This window comes from Streptomyces sp. NBC_01508 (assembly GCF_045040315.1).
Classification (GTDB): domain Bacteria; phylum Actinomycetota; class Actinomycetes; order Streptomycetales; family Streptomycetaceae; genus Streptomyces.
In genome coordinates this window covers 6,266,504-6,286,200 of the sequence record NZ_CP109419.1, presented here as the reverse complement: position 1 = coordinate 6,286,200, position 19,697 = coordinate 6,266,504, and the positions used below count along the sequence as shown (strand labels likewise).

Annotated in this window: 20 protein-coding genes; 10 read left to right on the top strand and 10 right to left on the bottom strand. The window is 71.5% G+C overall.

What is annotated here, in order from left to right:
• Nucleotides 1-80 precede the first annotated feature (80 nt).
• Nucleotides 81-881: a site-2 protease family protein gene (locus tag OG700_RS29165; protein ID WP_405618704.1), complete on the top strand. Its 801-nt coding sequence runs from the start codon at nt 81-83 to the stop codon at nt 879-881.
• Here the strand turns inward: OG700_RS29165 and OG700_RS29160 are convergent.
• Both OG700_RS29160 and npdG read right to left on the bottom strand, forming a co-directional pair.
• Entirely contained in the window at nt 874-1,065 is a 192-nt protein-coding gene (locus tag OG700_RS29160; RefSeq protein WP_405618702.1) for a hypothetical protein, read from the bottom strand. The genes OG700_RS29165 and OG700_RS29160 overlap by 8 nt on opposite strands.
• Nucleotides 1,066-1,151: 86 nt before the next feature.
• Nucleotides 1,152-1,862, bottom strand: a complete 711-nt coding sequence (npdG, locus tag OG700_RS29155) for an NADPH-dependent F420 reductase (RefSeq protein ID WP_405618700.1) — start codon at nt 1,860-1,862, stop codon at nt 1,152-1,154.
• A 147-nt stretch (nt 1,863-2,009) separates the two neighbouring features.
• Here npdG and OG700_RS29150 point away from each other — a divergent pair, with 147 nt between their 5' ends.
• Both OG700_RS29150 and OG700_RS29145 read left to right on the top strand, forming a co-directional pair.
• Nucleotides 2,010-2,669, top strand: a complete 660-nt coding sequence (locus OG700_RS29150) for a hypothetical protein (protein ID WP_405618698.1) — start codon at nt 2,010-2,012, stop codon at nt 2,667-2,669.
• Between the two features lie 43 nt (nt 2,670-2,712).
• Entirely contained in the window at nt 2,713-4,053 is a 1,341-nt protein-coding gene (locus tag OG700_RS29145) for an MFS transporter (protein WP_405618696.1), read from the top strand.
• A 174-nt stretch (nt 4,054-4,227) separates the two neighbouring features.
• On the opposite strand, the gene OG700_RS29140 is transcribed toward OG700_RS29145, so the two are convergent.
• Nucleotides 4,228-4,458: a hypothetical protein gene (locus OG700_RS29140; protein ID WP_405618694.1), complete on the bottom strand. Its 231-nt coding sequence runs from the start codon at nt 4,456-4,458 to the stop codon at nt 4,228-4,230.
• Between the two features lie 70 nt (nt 4,459-4,528).
• On the opposite strand from OG700_RS29140, the gene map reads away from it, so the two are divergent.
• Both map and OG700_RS29130 read left to right on the top strand, forming a co-directional pair.
• Nucleotides 4,529-5,386 carry a type I methionyl aminopeptidase gene (gene map / locus OG700_RS29135; protein WP_405618692.1) on the top strand — a complete coding sequence of 286 codons (858 nt, stop codon included), beginning with the start codon at nt 4,529-4,531 and terminating at the stop codon, nt 5,384-5,386.
• Nucleotides 5,387-5,611: 225 nt separating this feature from the next.
• Entirely contained in the window at nt 5,612-6,271 is a 660-nt protein-coding gene (locus OG700_RS29130; protein WP_405618690.1) for a heme oxygenase (biliverdin-producing), read from the top strand.
• Nucleotides 6,272-6,311: 40 nt separating this feature from the next.
• On the opposite strand, the gene OG700_RS29125 is transcribed toward OG700_RS29130, so the two are convergent.
• From OG700_RS29125 to OG700_RS29115, 3 genes are all read right to left on the bottom strand, one after another.
• Nucleotides 6,312-6,980: a PhzF family phenazine biosynthesis protein gene (locus OG700_RS29125; RefSeq protein ID WP_405618688.1), complete on the bottom strand. Its 669-nt coding sequence runs from the start codon at nt 6,978-6,980 to the stop codon at nt 6,312-6,314.
• Nucleotides 6,981-7,092: 112 nt separating this feature from the next.
• On the bottom strand, nt 7,093-8,658 hold the full coding sequence (locus OG700_RS29120) for an HtaA domain-containing protein (RefSeq protein WP_405618685.1): 1,566 nt from the start codon (nt 8,656-8,658) through the stop codon (nt 7,093-7,095).
• Between the two features lie 66 nt (nt 8,659-8,724).
• Nucleotides 8,725-10,146 carry an HtaA domain-containing protein gene (locus OG700_RS29115; protein WP_405618682.1) on the bottom strand — a complete coding sequence of 474 codons (1,422 nt, stop codon included), beginning with the start codon at nt 10,144-10,146 and terminating at the stop codon, nt 8,725-8,727.
• Between the two features lie 194 nt (nt 10,147-10,340).
• Between OG700_RS29115 and OG700_RS29110 the strand changes: the two genes are divergently transcribed.
• The 4 genes from OG700_RS29110 to OG700_RS29095 are packed head-to-tail and all read left to right on the top strand — an operon-like array spanning nt 10,341 to nt 14,434.
• Nucleotides 10,341-11,384, top strand: coding sequence for a hemin ABC transporter substrate-binding protein (locus tag OG700_RS29110; RefSeq protein ID WP_405618680.1), 1,044 nt, complete (start codon nt 10,341-10,343; stop codon nt 11,382-11,384).
• A gap of 1 nt (nt 11,385) precedes the next feature.
• Entirely contained in the window at nt 11,386-12,495 is a 1,110-nt protein-coding gene (locus OG700_RS29105; RefSeq protein WP_405618678.1) for a FecCD family ABC transporter permease, read from the top strand.
• Nucleotides 12,492-13,448, top strand: a complete 957-nt coding sequence (locus OG700_RS29100) for a heme ABC transporter ATP-binding protein (protein ID WP_405618676.1) — start codon at nt 12,492-12,494, stop codon at nt 13,446-13,448. The genes OG700_RS29105 and OG700_RS29100 overlap by 4 nt, the downstream gene beginning before the upstream one ends.
• On the top strand, nt 13,445-14,434 hold the full coding sequence (locus OG700_RS29095; RefSeq protein WP_405618674.1) for a hypothetical protein: 990 nt from the start codon (nt 13,445-13,447) through the stop codon (nt 14,432-14,434). Before OG700_RS29100 ends, OG700_RS29095 begins: the two co-directional genes overlap by 4 nt.
• Before the next feature lie 38 nt (nt 14,435-14,472).
• On the opposite strand, the gene OG700_RS29090 is transcribed toward OG700_RS29095, so the two are convergent.
• From OG700_RS29090 to OG700_RS29080, 3 genes are all read right to left on the bottom strand, one after another.
• Nucleotides 14,473-15,225, bottom strand: a complete 753-nt coding sequence (locus OG700_RS29090; RefSeq protein WP_405618672.1) for a bifunctional DNA primase/polymerase — start codon at nt 15,223-15,225, stop codon at nt 14,473-14,475.
• 257 nt (nt 15,226-15,482) lie between these two features.
• Nucleotides 15,483-16,097, bottom strand: coding sequence for a TetR/AcrR family transcriptional regulator (locus OG700_RS29085; protein ID WP_405618669.1), 615 nt, complete (start codon nt 16,095-16,097; stop codon nt 15,483-15,485).
• A 28-nt stretch (nt 16,098-16,125) separates the two neighbouring features.
• Nucleotides 16,126-17,559, bottom strand: a complete 1,434-nt coding sequence (locus tag OG700_RS29080) for an MFS transporter (protein ID WP_405618667.1) — start codon at nt 17,557-17,559, stop codon at nt 16,126-16,128.
• Between the two features lie 221 nt (nt 17,560-17,780).
• Here OG700_RS29080 and ddaH point away from each other — a divergent pair, with 221 nt between their 5' ends.
• Nucleotides 17,781-18,638, top strand: coding sequence for a dimethylargininase (ddaH, locus tag OG700_RS29075; RefSeq protein WP_405618664.1), 858 nt, complete (start codon nt 17,781-17,783; stop codon nt 18,636-18,638).
• 8 nt (nt 18,639-18,646) lie between these two features.
• On the opposite strand, the gene OG700_RS29070 is transcribed toward ddaH, so the two are convergent.
• Nucleotides 18,647-19,693 (bottom strand): small ribosomal subunit Rsm22 family protein, encoded by a 1,047-nt coding sequence (locus tag OG700_RS29070; RefSeq protein ID WP_405618662.1) that lies wholly within the window; start codon nt 19,691-19,693, stop codon nt 18,647-18,649.
• Nucleotides 19,694-19,697 lie beyond the last annotated feature (4 nt).

Genomic DNA, 19,697 nt, shown 5'->3' with positions numbered 1-19,697 from the left:
CCCGCACGCGAGACGTTTTCGCCGTGTCGCCTGTACGGTCAGGCAACCCCGACGCCCGCCCTCCCCTCCAGGAGCCGCGAATGACGACCGCACCCTCCCGTAGCGACCGGCGGATCAGTCCTGTCTTCCTGGGGATCGCCGCCGTCATGGCGGCGACGGGGTGGGCGGTGTGGACGGGCTTCGCGGCGGACGCCCGGATCGCCGTCTTCCTCTTCGTCACGTCCGCGTGGATCGTCTCGCTCTGTCTGCACGAGTACGCGCACGCGCGCACCGCCCTGCACAGCGGCGACATCTCCATCGGCGCCAAGGGCTATCTGACGCTCAACCCCCTGAAGTACACGCACGCGTTGCTGAGCATCGTGCTCCCCGTGCTCTTCGTCATCATGGGCGGCATCGGACTGCCCGGTGGCGCGGTCTTCATCGAGCGCGGGCGCATCCGGGGCCGCTGGCGGCACAGTCTGATCTCGGCGGCGGGCCCGCTGACGAACGTCCTGTTCGCGGTCGTCTGCACCGCGCCGTTCTGGCTGGACGCGCTCGACGGTGTGCCGGTCGTCTTCCGCTTCGCGCTCGCGTTCCTCGCGCTGCTCCAGGTGACGGCGGCGATCCTCAACTTCCTGCCGGTGCCGGGACTTGACGGCTACGGCGTGATCGAGCCGTGGCTGTCGCGCAAGTTCCGCGCCCAGGTGGAGCCGTTCGCGCCGTTCGGACTGATCGCGGTCTTCGGCATTCTGTTCATTCCCGAGGTGAACCGCGCGTTCTTCGACGGGATCGACGCGATCCTGAGCGGGCTCGGCATCTCCGATCTGGAGACGTACTGCGGCCAGAACCTCTACCGCTTCTGGACGGCCCGCAACGAGTTGTGCCAGTCATTCGTCAACTAGCGCGCCCGACCGCGCGGCCGGCCGTCTTCACCTTGCGCAGGTAGTACCAGGCCATGTTCGAGGACAGGCCGGCCAGCAGTACCCAGACGACGCCGAGCCAGCTCTCCCCCCGCACGAAGGACACCACGGCCGCCGCGGTGGACAGGAGACAGACGACGAGGGCGTAGAGAGCGAGGCGGGGCATGGGGTCGGCTCCTGGTCCGGGGGTGAGCGGGGCGTGCCTACGACGCCCGCGAAGTCCCGTCCAGTGTCCCCCACGCCCCGGCCCCGTCAGACGTCGGTGACGCGCAGGCCCGCGTGGGCCTTGTAGCGGCGGTTGGTCGAGATCAGGTTCGCCACCAGCGACTCCACCTGGTGCGCGTTGCGCAACCGCCCCGCGAACACCCCGCGCATACCGGGGATACGGGCCGCCAGCGCCTGCACGATGTCGGTGTCCGCCCGTACCTCGCCCAGCACCATCACATCGGTGTCGATCCGCTCGACCGCGGGGTCCTGGAGCAGCACGGCGGACAGATGGTGGAAGGCGGCGGTCACGCGGGACGCGGGCAGCAGGGCGGCGGCCTGTTCGGCGGCGCTGCCCTCCTCCGGCTTCAGCGCGTAGGCGCCCTTCTTGTCGAAGCCGAGCGGGTTGACGCAGTCGACGACGAGCTTGCCGGTGAGTTCGTCGCCGAGCGATTCCAGCGTCTTGGCGTGGCCGTCCCACGGCACGGCGACGATGACGATGTCGCTGCGGCGCGCGCACTCGGCGTTGTCGGCGCCCTCGACGCCGAGGCCGAGTTCGGCGGCCGCGGCCCGGGCGCGCTCGGCGGCGCGGGAGCCGATGATCACTTTCTGGCCGGCCTGTGCCAGCCGGTAGGCGAGACCGCGTCCCTGGTCGCCGGTGCCGCCGAGAACACCCACGGTCAGGTCCGAGACGTCGGGAAGCTCCCAGGGGTCCTTGGCGGGAGGCTTCGGCGTGCTGCCACTGTCAGTAGAGGTCATGCCCGTGACAGTACCTATCGGTACTGGAGCGGCCCCGCACGACCCTGACTGCGCCCGCACGGCGCCCGCACGGCCGGAGCGACCCGTTCGGGTGACGCCGTGCCGACCCCCGGCGCGGGGCGTGGCGCTGCGGCAGGATCCCGGCCCATGGATGCCGTACGTGTCGCCCTGCTCCGTGAAGTTCTGGCCGGTACGCAGTGGCCGGCGGCGACCCGCCGGTTCGCCGTGTCCCTGCGGTCCTCCGTCGTGCCGCACGGGGGCGGGCTGCTGCTGGTGGGGACGCGGGCGTACGAGCCGTGGCACCTGGCCGCGCATCTCGTGGACGAGGCGGCGTGGTCCGGCCGCCCGGAGCTGGCACCGCTGCTCGTACGGCACCGGGTACGCCCCGGCGACCCCGCGCATCTGGCCGTCGGGCTGGGCAGGTTGGAGGGCGCGGGGCGCGGCGAGACGCTGCTGCTGGTGGCCCCGGAACGGCCGGACGGCGGGCTGCTGGAGCGGGTGCACGACGCCCGGAGGGCGGGGGCCACGGTGCTTTCGCTGGGCAGTGGGGACCCCGAGGTGGTGGGGCTGGCGCACGACGCGCTCACGATCACGCCGGACGTCCGGGCGGAGGGCGAGGGTGAGGTCGCGGGGGAGGCCGAGGGGGACGGGGCGGGGTCGGGCGTCGACCTCGACATGGTGCAGCACCTGGTGAGCGCGGCGGCCGGCGAGAACAGCCTGCCCACGACGCGCGGCAGGCTCCGCTTCCGGGACCGGCTGTGGCGGCTCGCCGACCAGCTGACGTCACCGCCGCCCGCCCGCTGGTAATGGACTTGCCCGGTATGACAGTCACGACGCACCATGGTCCCTCGTGACCAAAAAGCTCTCCGCGATCCTGCCTGACCTCACTCCGCTGCGCACATTGCGGGAGTTCAGACTCCTGTGGATCCAGGGCCTGGTGACGTATTTCGGCAGCTCCATGGCCATGATCGCGCTGCCGCTCCAGATCAAGGACCTCACGAACTCCCCGCTCGCGGTCGGCGCGATGGGCGCCGTCGAGCTGATCCCCCTCATCGTTTTCGGGCTGTACGGCGGGGCGCTCGCCGACGCGGTCGACCGCCGCAAACTGATCCTGCTCTCCGAGGCGGGCCTGGGGCTGCTCGCGGTGGTCCTGCTGATCAACGCGCTGCTGCCGCGGCCGGCGCTCTGGCCGCTGTACGTCGTGGCCGCGGGCGTCTCCGCGCTGGCGGGCATCCAGCGGCCCGCGCTGGACTCCCTGATCGCGCGGATCGTGCCGCACGCCCAACTGACGGCGGCAGCCGCGCTCAACGCGCTGCGCTGGCAGATCGCGGCGGTCGCGGGTCCCGCCGCGGCCGGTGTCGTGGTCGCGGTCTCCGGGGCGGCGACGGCGTACGCGCTGACGGTGACCGGGTTCGCCGCCTCCGTACTGATGTGCCTCCGGCTGCGGCCGGCGCCGCCTTCCAAGGAGGCGGCGAAGCCGTCGCTGCGCGGAATCGCCGAAGGCGCGCGGTACGCGTGGAGCAAGCCGGTGCTGCTGGGCACGTACGCGATCGACCTGGGCGCCATGTTCTTCGCCTTCCCGCTCGCGATCTTCCCGTTCCTGGCGGAGGACCTGGACGCGGAGTGGGCGCTCGGCCTGATGTACGGGGCGATCCCGCTCGGCTCCATCCTGATCAGCCTGACCAGCGGCTGGGCCTCGAAGGTCCGGCGGCACGGCCTGATGGTGGTGTACGGCGCGGGAGCCTGGGGCCTGGCGATGACCCTGGCCGGCTGGATGCCGAACATCTGGCTGGTCCTGTTCTGCCTGATGCTGGCCGGCGCGGGCGACATGCTCAGCGGACTGGGCCGCTCGACGATCTGGAACCAGACGATCCCCGAGGAGCTGCGGGGCAGGCTGGCGGGCCTGGAGGTGCTGTCCTACAGCGTGGGCCCGCAGCTCGGCCAGGTCCGCGCGGGCACGGTGGCCGGCTGGACGGGCACCCGGCCGGCGGTCTGGAGCGGCGGGGTGGCGTGCGTGGTGGCGGTGGGGCTGCTGGCGGCGGTGCTGCCGAAGCTGATGACGTACGACTCGGAGACGGACGAGGACGCGGTGCGGCGGAAGGCGCAGCAGGAGGCGGAGGTCGCGGGCGCGGATGCGGATGCCGCTGCCGCTGCCGCTGCCCAGGCGCCTGGACCGGGTGCGGCGGTCTGACGCGCGACGTCGGGCTCAGGTACCTGGCGGGGACCGCCCCGGGGGCCGGGGGTCCGTCCTCAAACGCCGGACGGGCTTGAAATGCCCAACCCGCCTCCGGGCTGGGGCACCACGCGGGAAACCGCCCCCGAGGCCGGGGTTCGTCCTCGAACGCCGGACGGGCTGGAGTGGGCGTCAGGTTGGGGGTGGGGGGTCGTTTGGGGTGTCGTGCCAGCGAGGGTCCGTCTCCCAGTCGAGGTTGCGCTCGGCCGCCGTCTCCATCGCGTGTTCCGCCTCCTGTCTGGAGGCGTACGGGCCGAAGCGGTCCTTGGCCGGACAGTCGGGGCCCTCCTCGACCCGCTTGTGCTGGAGGCAGTAGTACCACTCGCCCGGCTTACCCGCCGTGCGCTTCTTGAACAGGGCCATCGTCGGCTCCTTCCTCTTAACGCCATGCTGCCCCACCGGCGGCTTTTGAACGCTGGTTAGACTCGCTGGCATGTCTGGCCAGTCGCTGCTCGTCCCCGGGGAACTGTCCCCCGTCCGTTCCGTTCCCGGAAGAATCCGGCGTCCCGAGTACGTCGGGAAGCCTCTGCCGACCCCGTACACCGGTCCGGAGGTGCAGACCGCCGAGACCGTCGAGCTGATGCGGATCGCCGGGCGGATCGCCGCCCAGGCGATGGAGGAGGCCGCGAAGCACATCGCGCCCGGCGTCACGACCGACACGCTCGACCAGGTCGCGCACGAGTTCATGGTCGACCACGGGGCGTACCCCTCCACCCTCGGTTACCGCGAGTTCCCGAAGTCGCTCTGCACCTCGGTCAACGAGGTCATCTGCCACGGGATCCCGGACTCCACCGTGCTGCGCGACGGTGACATCGTGAATCTCGACGTGACCGCCTACATCAACGGCGTGCACGGCGACAACAACGCCACCTATCTCTGCGGTGACGTCGACGAGGAGTCGACGCTCCTGGTCGAGCGGACCCGTGAGTCCCTGAACCGGGCCATCAAGGCGGTCCGGCCCGGTCGGCAGGTCAATGTGATCGGCCGTGTCATCGAGTCGTACGCCAAGCGCTTCGGCTACGGCGTGGTCCGGGACTTCACCGGGCACGGCATCAACTCGTCGTTCCACTCCGGGCTGATCATCCCGCACTACGACAGCCCGCACGCGACGACCGTCATGCGGCCCGGCATGACCTTCACCATCGAGCCGATGCTCACGCTCGGCACCCACGAGTACGACATGTGGGACGACGGCTGGACCGTGGTGACGAAGGACCGCAGGCGGACCGCGCAGTTCGAGCACACGCTCGTGGTGACGGACACCGGCGCGGAGATCCTGACCCTGCCCTGACCCCGCCCTGACCTCGGGCGCGACCCAGGTCGCGACCTCTCGCGGGGCCATTCGTGCGACAGGTGTCCCCCGCGCGGCCATGGGGTACCTCTTTTACCGACAGGACGTCGGGAACCGGTTGACTTAGGTAAGCCTAAGTAGCAGGATCGGCGGAGGCAAGCGCTTCTGCTGCCGCCGCCGGATCTCGGTCTGGTTTTCCGTCCCCCTCGGTCCCGGAGGCCCGCCTTGGACGCAACCGCCACCCCCTTCTCCACGCTCATCCGTGTCGCGTCACACGCGCAGCACACGGAGGCGGAGACCTCCACCTTCATGAGCGATCTGCTGGGCGGCCGGCTCGGGGTGGACGCGTACACGCGCTACACCGAACAGCTCTGGTTCGTGTACCGGGCACTGGAGGGCGCCGCCGGGATACTCGAACGGGACCCGGTCGCCGGCCCGTTCATCCGGCCCGAGCTGATGCGCACCGACGCCCTGGAGCGCGATCTCACACATCTGCGCGGTGCCGACTGGCGTACGGGCCTTGAGCCGCTGCCCGCCACCGCGGCGTACGCGGCCAGGGTCATCGAGTGCGCCCGCACCTGGCCCGGCGGCTATGTGGCGCACCACTACACCCGCTATCTCGGGGATCTCTCCGGCGGCCAGATCATCCGTGACAAGGCCGAGAAGACCTGGGGCTTCGCGCGCAAGGGCGACGGCGTCCGCTTCTACGTCTTCGAGGAGATCGCCAATCCGGCGGCGTTCAAGCGCGGTTACCGCGAGCTGCTGGACGCGGTGCCGGCGGACGACCTGGAGAAGCAGCGCGTGATCGACGAGTGCAAGCGGGCGTTCGACTTCAACGGGGCCGTATTCCGTGAGCTGGGCGGGGAGTTCCCCCTCAGCGCGTAGCCGAGGCCGGCGCGTGGCCGAGGTCAGCGCGTGGCCGAGGTCAGCGCGGGAGCAGCAGGCGGACGCGTCCGCCGATCTCGATCGAGCCGTCAGGGCCGGGGGCAGTGAGGATCTGCGACCCCCGGCCCTGTGTGATGTTCAGCGCGCGGCCCAGTTCGGCGGTGAGGAGCAGGGCCGCCGCGCCCGTCGCCTCGTCCTCCATGATGCCGTCGTCGCGGCGCGGGAAGCCCCGCGCCCTGACCCGGCCGGCCGACTCGTCCTGCCAGGCCCACGCGTAGAGCCAGCCCTCGCCGGGCGGCGGGGCGGGGAGCGCGTCGACCTCGGCGACGGTCTCGTACCGGCGCAGGATGCGCGGCGGGGACCATTCGGGGCGTGCCGTGATCCAGGTGAACTCGCCGTCCTGGCGCACCCACACCTCGCCGACGGGCGGGTTGATCACCTCCAGGTCGAGCAGCCAGGCGGCCCCGACGAGCGGGTATCCGGCGAACAGCAGCCGCAGGCCCGGGGTGTAGATGTCCACGTGGCCGCGCTCGGGGTCGTCGACGAACACGGTCTCGCTGAAGCCGAGTTCGGCCGCCAGCGCCTGCCGGGACGCCTGGTCGGGGTAGTCGCGGCCGTCCCGTACGACTCCGAGCGCGTTGCCGTGCCGGCCGTCGCCCGCGCAGAAGACGCGCAGCACTTCCACGTCGCCGCTGCCGATGTCAGTCATCCAGGCATTGAAGCATCACGTACGTGGTGTACCTGACAGCGCGGGGCCGTACCGCGATTTCCGTGCGGTACGGCCCTGCCCCGTGTCGGTGCCCGGCGGCTCAATTCACCGGTCAGACCTGACCGTTGGCCGTGTTACGGCGCCGGGCGACGAAGACCGCCGCGCCGCCCGCGACAGCGAGCGCGCCCGCGGCGCCGATGAGCGCGCCGGCCGGGACGTCCGCTCCGGTGCTCGCGAGGTTTCCGGTGCCGCCCGCGGAGCCGCCGACCGAGCCGCCGCCCGCCGCGCCGGCCGTACCACCCGTGGTGCCGGAGCCGCCGCCCGAACCGCCCGTACCGCCCGAACCGTCCGGAAGCTGGGCGTCCTTCGTCAGGGAGACGGCCGTGGTCAGGGCGTCGAGCGTCTCGCCCTCCTGGTACATGCCGCCGAAGGCCTTCGAGCCGTCCGCGGTGAGCGTGGCGGGCACGGCGTTCAGCGTGACGACGCCGTCCTTGGCCTTCAGCTCACCGGTCGGCAGATCGAGCGTGGCGATGGTCAGGTCCTTGAAGGTGGAGACCTTGTGCGTCGTCCGGTCCTTGGTGCTGACGTCCGCGACGAGGGTGCCCTTGCCGTTGTCGACCTCGGCCTCCAGACCGCTGAGCTTGAGGTCGAGCACGTACGTGCCGGCGTCCTCGTGGCCCAGGAAGCGGACCGAGCCGCCGAACTCGGCGGACAGGGTCTGCGCGTCCGCGTCGAAGGAGCCGGTGGCCTTGGGGAAGCGGTACGCCTCGCCCGACCGGGTCGCGCCGTCCGCGAGTTCGACCTTGCCCTTGGCGATGGGGCCCGTCACATACGAACGGAACTTCTTCTTCACGCCCCAGTCGAGGTTGCCGTCGACGATCGGGCCGTCCACGACGGCCGGGTTCGTCGGCTCGTCGGTGGGCTCGGTCGTGGGCTCGGTCGTGGGCTCGTCCGTCGGTTCATCGGTCGGTTCATCGGTCGGCTCGTCCGTGGGCTCGTCGGTCGGCTCGTCCGTCGGTTCATCGGTGGGGGCCTTGCCCGCCGTCACGGAGAGCGTCGCCGGGTCGAGTTCGGCGCCCGCCGCGTAGAAGCCCGCGAACGCGTCGGAGCCCTCGGCCGTCAGCTTGGCGGGGATGTCCTTGAAGACCAGCGCGCCGTTCTCGCCCTGGCCCGGCTTGACCGCCGTCAGATCGAGAGCGGCGATCGGGACGTCGTCGCGGGTCTCGGTCTTGCCCTCGGTCACGCTGGTGACGTCGGCGGTGATCTCCCCTTCCGTTCGGCCGGTGTTGACCTGCACATCGCTCAACTTGACGTCGAGAACGCCGTGGTGACCCTCGAAGTGAACGCTTCCCTTGAAGGTGGTGGCGGTGGCGTGCGTGCCGGTGTCGTAGGTGCCCGTGCCGTCCGTGAAGGTGAACACGCCGTTGCCGGTGGCCTGGGTGGCACCGTCGGCGGCCGTGATCTTGCCACTGGCTATGGGCGAGAGCAGGTACTTGCGGAAGGACTCCTTGAAGCCCCACTCCAGGGTGCCGTCCTTGAGTTCGAGCTGCGGCGCGGGAGGAGCGGCGGGGGCAGCGGGCGCGGCGAGGGCGCCGGGTACGGCGAGCGCGGTCGCGCCGATGGCCACGACGGTGGCGACCGCTGCGGCAAGGGCCAGGGGGCGGCGGGTGGTTGGCATGTTCGGGGTCTCCTCGATGGGTGGGAGTGCGCGAAAGGGAGTGAGGGGTGGGGCGGGGAAGGAAAGTCAGGAGTTACGGCGCCGGGCGCCGAGGTACACCGCGAGGGCGGCGGCCAGCACCAGAGCGGTGCCGATGCCCACGTACGTAAGGGCGTTGGAGGAAGAGGAGGCGGAGGCGGACGCGGCATCGTCCGCCCCCGCCGGCTTGGTGGACCCGCCGGACGCGTCGGACTTCGGCTCGGCGGGCGCCTTGGCGTCGCTGCCCAGGTCGGGCAGCGCGGGCAGCTCCGCCTTCTTGTCGACGGCGACGGCGAGCGAGACGGGATCCATCACCGTGCCCGCCCTGTACATGGAGCCGAAGGCCTTGGCGCCGCCTTCGGTGAGCGTGGCGGGGGCCTCGGTGAGTGCGGCGAGACCGTTCTTCGGGGTGAGGTCCCCGGCGGCGAAGGTGACCAGGGCGACGGCCTTGCGCGGCGCCTGCCCCTCGCTCGTGACATCGGCGGCCAGGGTGCCCTTGCCGCCCTTCACCCGGACGCTGATCTCGCTGAGCGTCAGGTCGAGTTGGGTTCCGGTGAAGTGGACCCTGCCCGCGAAGTCGGCGTCGAGCGTCCGCTTCTTCGCGTCGTACGTGCCCTCGCCCTTCGGGAAGCGGAAGAGCGCGCCGCCGTCCTGCGCTCCGCCGTCGAGCGTCCACTTGCCCTTGGCGATGGTGCCGGTGACGTACTCACGGAAGGTACGGCGTACGCCCCAGTCGACGGCCGCGTCCTGGATGGCGCCCTTGGCCTGCTTGCTCCTGGCCTTGTCCGCGCCCTTGCCCTTGTCGTCCCCCGCCTTGCCGCCCGGCTGCCTCGCGGTGTTCTTCGCGGCGGCCACGTCCACGGAGAGGCTGACCGGGTCGAGCGGCGTGCCCGCCGTGTAGTACCCGGCGAAGGCGGTGGCGCCCTGTGCGGTGAGCGTCGCGGGAACGTTGCTGAGGGCGACCGGGCTGCCGCCGCCCCTCATGTCGATCCCGCCGAGATCGAGGGTGGCGAGCGGGACCTGCGCGGAGTTGGTGACCTTGCCGCTGCCCTTGGCCTTGCTGGTCATGTCGGCGTGCAGGGTGCCCGCGCCGCCGGAGATACGGACCGTGGGACGGCTGATGGTGAGGTCCAGTTCGGACGATCCGTCGGCCTTGGTGTGGCCGACGAAGCGGACGCCGCCGCTGAATCCGGCGCGCAGCGCACCACTGTCGGGGTCGTACGTCCCCGAGGCGGAGTGGAACCGGAACAGGCTGTCGCCCACGGTCGCCGCGCCCCCGCTCAGGCTCCAACTGCCGCCCGCCACCGGGCCGGTGACATAGCTCTGGAAGGAGCTCTTGATCCCCCAGTCGAGCCGGCCGCCCTGCACGGTGCGGTTCGCCGCCTGGGCCGTGGCCGCCGGGAGCAGTGCCCCGAGGAGCGCGGCGAGGAGCGCGACGGCGAGAGCGCGCACCGGTCTTGACGACAGCATCAGAGAATCACTCCCACGTTGGAGACGTCGGCGGCCACGGGCACGCCGAAGAAAGCCCGGTTGAGACCCACCCCGGACCTGGTAAGCAAGGTAAGGCTAACCTAAGCTATCTCCAGTCCGGCCGGAACCCTTCCGTCCGGACCGCTCAACCGGAATCCACCCGGGACTCCACAGACGACGGGACGGTGCACTCCGTGCGCACTCAACGCCCGGTGGGCGCACTCATCGCGGTGCTCACCCTCGCCCTGGCCGCCACCGGCTGCGGCGGAAGCGGAAGCGGGAGCAGCGGCGACGGCGGGGAAAGCGGCGCCGCCAAGGGCGCCCGGACCACGGCCACCGCCGACCGCGTCGAGCCGCTGGCCACCGTCCCCGAGCCGAAGCTCCCGGTCACCGTGGACTCCGCGGACGGCACGAAGGTCACCGTCACCTCGGCCGACCGGCTCGTGCCCCTGACCGGATCGCTCAACGAGATCGTCTTCACCCTCGGCCTCGGCGAGCGGGTCGTGGCCCGCGACATCACCGCCACGTTCGAACAGGCCGAGAAGCTGCCCGTGGTGACCCGCGCGCACGACGTCTCGGCCGAGAGCGTGCTGTCCCTGCGACCCACGCTCGTCATCGCCGAGACCACCACCGGACCGGCGGAGGCCGTCGACCAGATTCGGGACGCCGGGATCCCGCTGCTCGTCATCGAGCCCGCCAAGAGCCTGGACGCCGTCGGTACACGCATCGAGACGGTGGCGCGGGCGCTGGGCGTCGACGCGGCGGGCGACGAGCTGAGCGCGCGTACGGCCGGGCGGATCGCCGCCGTACAGAAACAAATCCCGGCACCCGAAAGGGGGAGCGGGGACGGCGGGAAGCCACGCGTCGCCTTCCTCTATCTGCGCGGCACGGCGTCCGTCTATCTGCTCGGCGGCCGTGATTCCGGGGTGAGTTCACTGCTGGAGGCGGCCGGTGCCGTCGACGCGGGCAAGGAGTCCGGACTCGCCAAGGACTTCACCGCGATCACCAGCGAGGCGCTGGCGAAGGCCGCGCCCGACGCGATCCTCCTGATGAGCAAGGGACTCGACTCGGTGGGCGGCCCCGAGGGTCTGGTGAAGATCCCCGGCGTCGCCGAGACCCCGGCCGGTCTCGACCGCAGATTCATCTCCGTCGACGACGGCGTGCTGCTCAACTACGGGCCCCGTACGGACCAGGTGCTCGCGTCCCTGGTCGAGCAGCTCTACCCGGACGGCGAGTGAGATGACGACGACCGCACCACCCACCGTGACAACCACGCCGCCGGACCGACCGCCGTCCGAAGCCGCCCCCAAGGAACCCCAACGGCGCGGCACCACCTGGCTGTTGACCGCCGGGCTGCTGGGCGTACTGCTCCTGCTCTGCCTGCTCTCCGCCGGGCTCGGCGCGTACGACATCCCACTCGGCGACGTCCTGTCCTCCGTCCGGCACCGGATCGGCCTCGGCGGCGCCGCGCTCGAACGGGTCCCCGAGAGCGTCCTGTGGAACGTCCGGCTGCCGCGCGTCGTCCTCGCGCTGCTCGTCGGCGCCTCGCTGGGCTGCGCGGGCGCCCTGATGCAGGGCGTGTTCGGCAATCCGCTCGCCGAACCCGGAGTCATCGGCATCTCGGCGGGCGCGGCGGTCGGCGCCGTCGCGTCGATCGCGCTCGGCCTGAGCTTCTTCGGCAACTGGACGGTCACCGTCTGCGCGTTCGTCTCCGGGCTCCTGACGGTGCTGCTGGTGTACGCGATGTCCCGCTCCGGCGGCCGTACGGAGGTGGTCACGCTCATCCTCACCGGCATCGCGGTGAACGCCTTCGCGGGTGCGCTCATCGGGCTGTCCATCTTCTTCGCCGACAACGCGCAGATCACCCAGATCACCTTCTGGCAGCTCGGCTCGCTCGCGCAGGCGACCTGGCCCAAGGTGCTCGCCGTGCTGCCGTGCGCACTCCTCGGTCTGGCCGTCGCGCCCTTCTACGCGCGGAAGTTGGACCTCCTCGCGCTGGGCGAGCGGCCGGCCAGGCATCTGGGCGTGGATGTCGAACGGCTCCGTGTCCTGCTCGTCCTGGTCGTCGCGCTGCTCACGGCCGCCGCCGTGGCGGTCGCGGGGATCATCACTTTCGTCGGGCTGCTCGTCCCGCACCTGCTGCGGATGGCAAACGGCCCCGGCCACCGCTTCCTGGTGCCGGGCAGCGCGCTCGGCGGCGCGCTGGTCCTGGTCGCGGGCGACCTCGCGGCGCGTACGGTCGCGGCCCCGGCCGAACTGCCGCTCGGCGTCCTGACGGCGCTCTTCGGCAGTCCGTTCTTCTTCTGGTTGCTGCGCAGGACGCGGCGCAGGCAAGGGGGTTGGGCATGAAGGCCGGTATCGCGTTGCGGAGTCTGCTGGTACGGAACCTGCTCACCGCACGGAACCCGTTCGCCGCACGGAACCCGTTCACCGGACGGAGCCGGGAGCTACCCGCGCCCGTCGCCCACGGAGACGTCGTCGCCGAGGCGCGTGGCCTGCGGGTACGGCTCGGCCAGCGCGACATCCTCGGTGACGCCGACGGCGGTGTCGACCTCGTCGTACGCGCCGGTGAGGTACTGGCGCTCGTCGGACCCAACGGGGCGGGCAAGTCGACGCTCCTGTCCGCGCTCGCCACCGACCAGGGTGCCGACAGCGGCGGGGTACGGATCGGCGACCGGCCCGCCCACGACTGGTCGGCGCCCGAACTCGCCCTGCGCCGGGCCGTGTTGCCACAGGCCGCCACGCTCTCCTTCCCGTTCCCGGTGGCGGAGGTCGTCCGGATGGGCCGCGCGCCCTGGGCGGGCACGGCGGCGGAGGACGACGACGAGGCGGCCGTGGCCGAGGCGATGGCGGCGACCGAGGTCGGCGAATTCGCGCGCCGCCCGTTCTCCGCGCTCTCCGGCGGCGAGCGCGCCCGCGTCGCGCTCGCCCGGGTCCTCGCCCAGCGCGCCCCGCTGCTCCTCCTCGACGAGCCGACCGCCGCACTCGACCTGCGGCACCAGGAGTTGGTGCTGCGTATCTGCCGGGCCCGCGCTGCGGCCGGTGACGCCGTCGTGGTCGTCCTGCACGATCTCGGGCTGGCCGCCGCGCACGCCGACCGGGCCGCCGTCCTGCACGAGGGCCGGATCGTGGCGGACGGTCCGCCGGCCGACGTGTTCGGCGACCAACTCCTCAGCCGTGTCTACCGGCAGCCCGTCGAGGTCTTCGCGCACCCGCGCACCGGGACCCCGCTGGTGATTCCCAGGCGGACCGGTAGGGTTCGGACGGTCAGCGGGGGTAACGGAGCAGAAGGCGACCGATGAGAAGGCCGATTCGGGCAGCGGCGGGGCTGGCGATGGTGACGGTGATGTCGCTGGTCGCGAGTGGGTGTATGACGGTCCACGGGGAACTGGCGGTGCTTCCGGGCGCGAAGAAGTCCGAAGCGGCCCAGGCGCTCGCGGATTTCACCGAGGCGTACAACAAGGCGGACAAGGCGTACGACCCGGGGCTGGACGCCGGGCGGGTCACCGGTGCGCTCGGCGCGATCAACCAGGCCGGGCTCAAGGCGAGAAGCATCACGACGCCGGGGGGCAACAACCGGCACCAGCCGCTGGAGTTGACCGACGCGAAGTACCTCATCCCCAAGAAGGCCGGCTGGCCCCGCTGGTTCGTCGCCGACACCGACAGCAACCGCGACAAGGACGACGGCCCCGGCGACAACCGCTGGGTCCTGGTCTTCGTGCGCAACGGTGCCGACCAGTTGTGGGAGGTCGCCTACCTCGCGATCCTCACGCCGGACGAGGTCCCGGAGTTCAAGACCGACAAGGACGGTTACGTCGAACCGGTGGCGGCGGACAGCGGGGTGCCCGCGGTGGCCCCCGGCGATCTGAGCGCCGAGTACGCCTCGTATCTGAAGAGCGGCGAGCCGGACCACTTCGCGCCGGGACCGCACACGGACGCGTGGCGGGACATCCGGGAGAAGAACGCCAAACTGCCCGGTCTCACCATCCAGTACATCGATCAGCCCCTGAAGAGCGGGGACTTCGCGCCGCTCGGCCTCGCCACGAAGGACGGCGGCGCGCTGGTCTTCTTCGCGATCAAGTACTTCGACCGGCAGACGGCGGCGCCGGGCTACAGCCCGAAGGTGTCCCCCGACGTGAAGGCGCTGATGACCGGCGAGGTGAAGGACACCCTCACCAAGGAGTGGGTGTCGAGCCAGGCGGCGCTGGTGGAGCCGGGCGGTGCAGAAGGGGACCGGGTGAACGTGGTGAGCAGACTGCAAGGGGTGACCGGGGCCGAAGGCTCCTGACACCCCTCGCAGGGGACACGGGCATCGCGCGCCGGTGGTCAGCGGCCGAGCGGCCAGGCCACCGGGTGCGGGTCCAGCTCGTGGTTCTCGCCCGCGTACCGCGCGCACGCGTCCGTCAGTGACTCCAGCAGCGTCAGCGGGTCGGGCAGTGGATGCTCGGGGCCGCGCAGCCAGGTCATCGACAGGTCGCCGGGCAGCCTGGCCGGCGGTACGAGGACATAACTGCCCCGGCAGTGCCAGCGGAAGCCCGGATGCTCGTCCATCGTCTCGGGGTGGCAGTCCAGTTCACAGGGCCACCACTCGTCCTCGTCCTCGGGCGTGCCGCGGGTGGCGGTGAAGAAGAGCATCCGGTCGCCGCCGGAGTCCGCCACCGGACCGACGTCGATACCCGCGCCGAGCAGCCGCTCCAGCGCCCTGCTGCCCGCCTCCAGCGGTACGTCGAGGACGTCGTGCACCATGCCGGTGGCCGTGATGAAGTTGGCCTCCGGCTGGTTCCTGGCCCAGCGCTGGATCTGCGCCTCGTCGGTCGTGGACTGCGTCTGCCAGGCGAAGGAGACGGGATGCCTGGCGGGGGTGGGGCAGCCGATGCGTTCGCACGAACATCGGTAGCCGATGGGATGTGCGGCGGGCGAGACGGGCATACCGGCGGCGGCCACGGCCAGAAGCAGCGCCTCGCGTGCATCGGCGTCCGTGGCGGACGCCCGGCCGTCGTCCTGCTTCCCGGCGAGTCGGCGCAGCCACTGGGAAACCCTGCCCTCAGTGCCGCGGTAGCGGCCGAAATCGTCGCCCATCTATCCCCTCACCTCATGCATCGGTCCTCTCGGACTCTTCCATGTTCGCACCATCCTGCGCTTCGGGGGGCCGCACTCCTCAACCGGGGTGGGGAGGCGGATGCCTGTCACCGGGCGCCATCACGCGCTATAGCGGGAAATCGCCCCCCGATGTGGGCGATGGGAACCGGTGGTGTTCGACACATTCACCGCATCCGAATCAGGTCCGGTCCAAGTCCGGTCCAAGTCCGGGCCGGCTCCGGGCGCCGGTACGGCACTCAGTGCCGGGGGGCCAGCCCGTTCAGCGCGTAGTCGACCAGCGCGTCCGCGTAGGCGTGCGTGAGCGGCAGCGTGCGCAGCAGCCAGCGATGCACGAGGGGGCCGGTCAGCAGCTCCATCGCGGTGCGCGGATCGATGTCGTCCCGTACGGCGCCCGACTCCTGGGCGGCCCGCAGCCTTCGTACGTAGAGCGCCGCCTGCGGCTCCAGTAGTTTCTCCACGTACTGGGCGCCGATCCTCGCGTCCACGATGCCCTCGGCGGCGAGCGCGCGGAGCGGGGCCTCGAATCCCTGATCGTTCAGCTCGTCGACCGTGGCGCGCAGCACCCCTTTGAGGTCCGCCGCCAGATCGCCGGTGTCGGGGATCTCGTAGTCGCCGTCGGCCGCTTCGGCGGCCTGTTCGGCCAGGTCGAGGAAGGCTTCGAGGAGTACGGCGGCCTTCGACGGCCACCAGCGGTAGATCGTCTGCTTGCCGACGCCCGCGCGGGCCGCGATGCCCTCGATCGTCGTCTTCGCGTAGCCGGCCTCGCCGACGAGCGACAGGGCGGCGGCGTAGATCGCGCGGCGTGACTTCTCACTGCGGCGGGTGGAGTCCGGTGCCTTGCTCTCAGCCATCACGCCAGCCTAGCAGTGCGGCGAGACGCTACGTCTCGCCCTGCGCCGATCGCCTGCCGAGCATGGCCAGAGCGATGACCAGGCCCAGTGCCGCGACGAGGCCGACCACGCCGAACGCGGCCTGATGGGCGGGAACGAGCGTCTGCGGGGAGGCGGTCCCGGGTGTGGGTGCGTGCGCGGCGACGACGCTGCCGGCGATGGCTACGCCGAGTGCGGTGCCGATGGCGAAGCAGGTGTCGGCGAGTCCGGCGGCCAGACCGGAGTGCTGTTCGGCGACACCGGTGAACGCCGCGATCTGGGCACATACGGTGGCGGTGCCCATGCCCGCCCCGAAGACCAGCAGGGCGAGCATCAGCGGTTCCGGTGAACTGTGCTCGGACACCACCCGGTTGAGCAGCAGGCAGGCTCCGCCGAGCAGGGCGGTGCCGACGACCGCGACCGGACGCACGCCGGTCCTGGTCACCACCCGCTGGCAGACCAGAGCGCCGACGACGGCCGCCACGGTCATCACCCCGGCCGTGAGGCCGAACCGCACGGGCGACCAGCCGAGCACCGACTGCGCGTGGACGGTGAGGACGATGAGCATGCCGTCGACCGCCACGCCCGTGACGAGGAGCAGGAGACCGCCGCCGATCAGGGAACGCGACCGCAGGACCCCGAACGGCACCAGCGGCGCCTTGGACCGCCGTTCGATCACGACGAACAGGCCGGTCAGCGCCATCGCACCCGCCAGCGGCCCGAGGACCTGCCGGCCGGACCAGCCGACGCCTGGGACGCCGGTGATGGCGTAGACGAACAGCACAAGAGCCGAAGTGACCGTCAGCGCTCCGGCCAGGTCGAAGGAGCGGACACGCACCCGGTCGCGGCTCTCGATCAGCATCACCGGCGCGAGCGTCAACACCACCACCCCGACCGGGACGTTGATCCAGAAGACCCACTGCCAGCCGAGCGTGTCGGTGATCAGGCCGCCCAGCAGCAGCCCGGCGGTGGCACCGAATCCTCCGATCCCGCCCCAGATTCCCAGTGCCCTGTTCCGCTCACCGCCTTCGGCGAAGGCGTTCATCACCATGGACAAGGCCGCGGGGGCGATGACGGCGGCCGACACACCCTGCAGAGCGCGGGCCGCGACCAGCACTTCGACCGTCGGGGCGAACCCGCATCCCAAGGAGGCCAGCACGCGCAGCGACATTCCGGCCAGGAAGACCTTGCGGCGGCCGAGCAGATCCGCGGCGCGGCCGCACAACAGCAGCAGGCCGGCGAAGGCCAGCGCGTAGGCCGTGACCGCCCACTGGACGGCGGCGCCGTGCGCCCGGAACTCCCGCTCGATGGCCGGCAGGGCGGTAAGCAGGCTGGTCCCGTCCAGGATGGTCATGAAGAACGCCGTGCCCAGCAACACCAGCACCCGCCACTTCGAGGGGGAAGGCCGCGGGCGCCGGTCCTGCGATCCGCAATAGTTAAGCATACCCTTAACTATGAGACGGCACGCTTTCACAGTCAAGCGCTTCCTTAACCAACGACCCGATCACCAACGACCCGATGGCCAACGACCCGATCACCCGGCGCGGTCCGTCCGTTGCCGTTGCGTGAACCACCCGATCGGATCACTGCGCGAACGGCCCGCGCGGCGGACCATGGGCTCAACGCACACACCTTGTGCGACCCATCGTTCGTGAGGAGCCCTAGTTGCCTCGTGACGCCTCGCCCCGCCGCTATCTGATGTGCCCACCGGCGCATTTCAGAGTGACGTACTCGATCAACCCGTGGATGGATCCGTCGAAACCGGTGGACCTGCCGCTGGCTCTCGCGCAGTGGGAGGTGCTCCGCGACCGCTACCGCGCTCTCGGTCACACCGTCTCCCTGCTCGAACCCCAACCCGACCTGCCCGACATGGTGTTCGCCGCCAACGGCGCCACGGTCATCGACGGCCGCGTGCTCGGCGCGCGGTTCGCGCACCCCGAGCGCACCCGGGAGGCGCAGGCGCATCTCGCCTGGTTCCGGGCGCGCGGCTTCACCGACATCCGTGAGCCGGCGCACATCAACGAGGGCGAGGGCGACTTCGCCGTCACCGCCTCGTACATCCTGGCCGGGCGGGGCTTCCGGTCCAGCCCGCTCTCGCACGACGAGGCACAGGAGTTCTTCGGCCGGCCGGTGATCGGCCTCGATCTCGTCGACCCGCGCTACTACCACCTGGACACGGCGCTGTGTGTCCTGGACGACGCGGCCGACGAAGTCATGTACTACCCCGGCGCGTTCTCGCCCGGCAGCCGGGCCGTACTCGCCCGGCTCTTCCCGGACGCGCTCGTCGCCGAGGAGCCGGACGCGGCGGCGCTCGGGCTCAACGCCGTGAGCGACGGCCGCCATGTGCTGCTGCCGCAGGCGGCGGCCGGGCTCTTCGCGCCGCTCAGGGACCGCGGTTACGAGCCGGTCGCCATGGACCTGGGCGAACTGCTCAAGGGCGGCGGCAGCGTGAAGTGCTGCACGCAGGAGCTGCGACAGGAGCAAGAGCTGGACGTACGAAGGGAGTTGCTGCTCTCAGCGTGATCCCGGTCTCAGCGTGACTCCGGCGGGTGATCCCGCGCGTCGTGGGGCGGCCAGGCGTCGCCCCACGACGCGTCTCGCGCGCAGCGGTAGAGCGGCCCGTGCCGCTTGCTCACCGTCTCGCGTCGCAGCCCCTCCGTCTCCGTACAGAGGTCGAGCAGCATCTGCCCCTTGCGGGTCTGCGGCTTGCGGGTCACCCGCGCCCGTACCGGCTCCGCGTCGAAGCGCACGGCCGCCACGTAGCTGAACTTCTCGTCCTCGTACGCCAGCGAGCCCCCCTTCACCTGCCGGTGCAGCGACGACCGGCTGACGCGGGCCGCGAAGTGGCACCAGTCCGTGCCGGGTTCGATGGGACAGGCGCCGCTGTGCGGGCAGGGTGCCGCGACCCGCAGGCCCGCCCCGATCAGCACGTCACGGGCCTCGATGACGCGCTGATAGCCGTCGGGCGTCCCGGGCTCCACGATCACGACCGCCTGTCCGGCGCGCGCCGCCTCGGCGACGAGGGCGCCGCGGTCGCCGTCGGTCAGCTCGTTGAGGACGTAGCTGACGGTGACCAGGTCGCAGTCGGGGAGCTTCAGCCCCGTACCGATCCTCGTACGGCGCCACTCGACGTCCGCCAGCGCGGGCACCCCCGACTCGGCGGCCAGTTCGCGGCCGAGCGCGAGCGCGGGTTCCGCCCAGTCGAGCACGGTGGTGTTACGCCCCCCGGCCCTTGCCCCCGCCCCGCCGTCATCCGGCCAGGTCGCCTCGGCCGCCCAGACCGCCGCCCCCGTACCCCCGCCCACGTCCAGGTGGCTGCCCGGCGCCCACCCGGGCGCGGCCACGGCGAGCGCGTCGAGCGCGGACCGTACGGCCTCGAACGTGGCGGGCATCCGGTAGGCGGCGTAGGCGGCGACGTCGGAGCGGTCGCGCAGCAGCGGTGTGCCGGTCGGGGTGGCTCCCCGGTAGTTGGTGATCAGCCGCTCGACGGCACGGGTGGCCTGGCTCGGCGGCAGTCCGTCGAGCAGCCCGGCGAGGGCGGCGCGCAGGGCTTCGGCGGTGGGGAGGGATGCGTTCACCGCC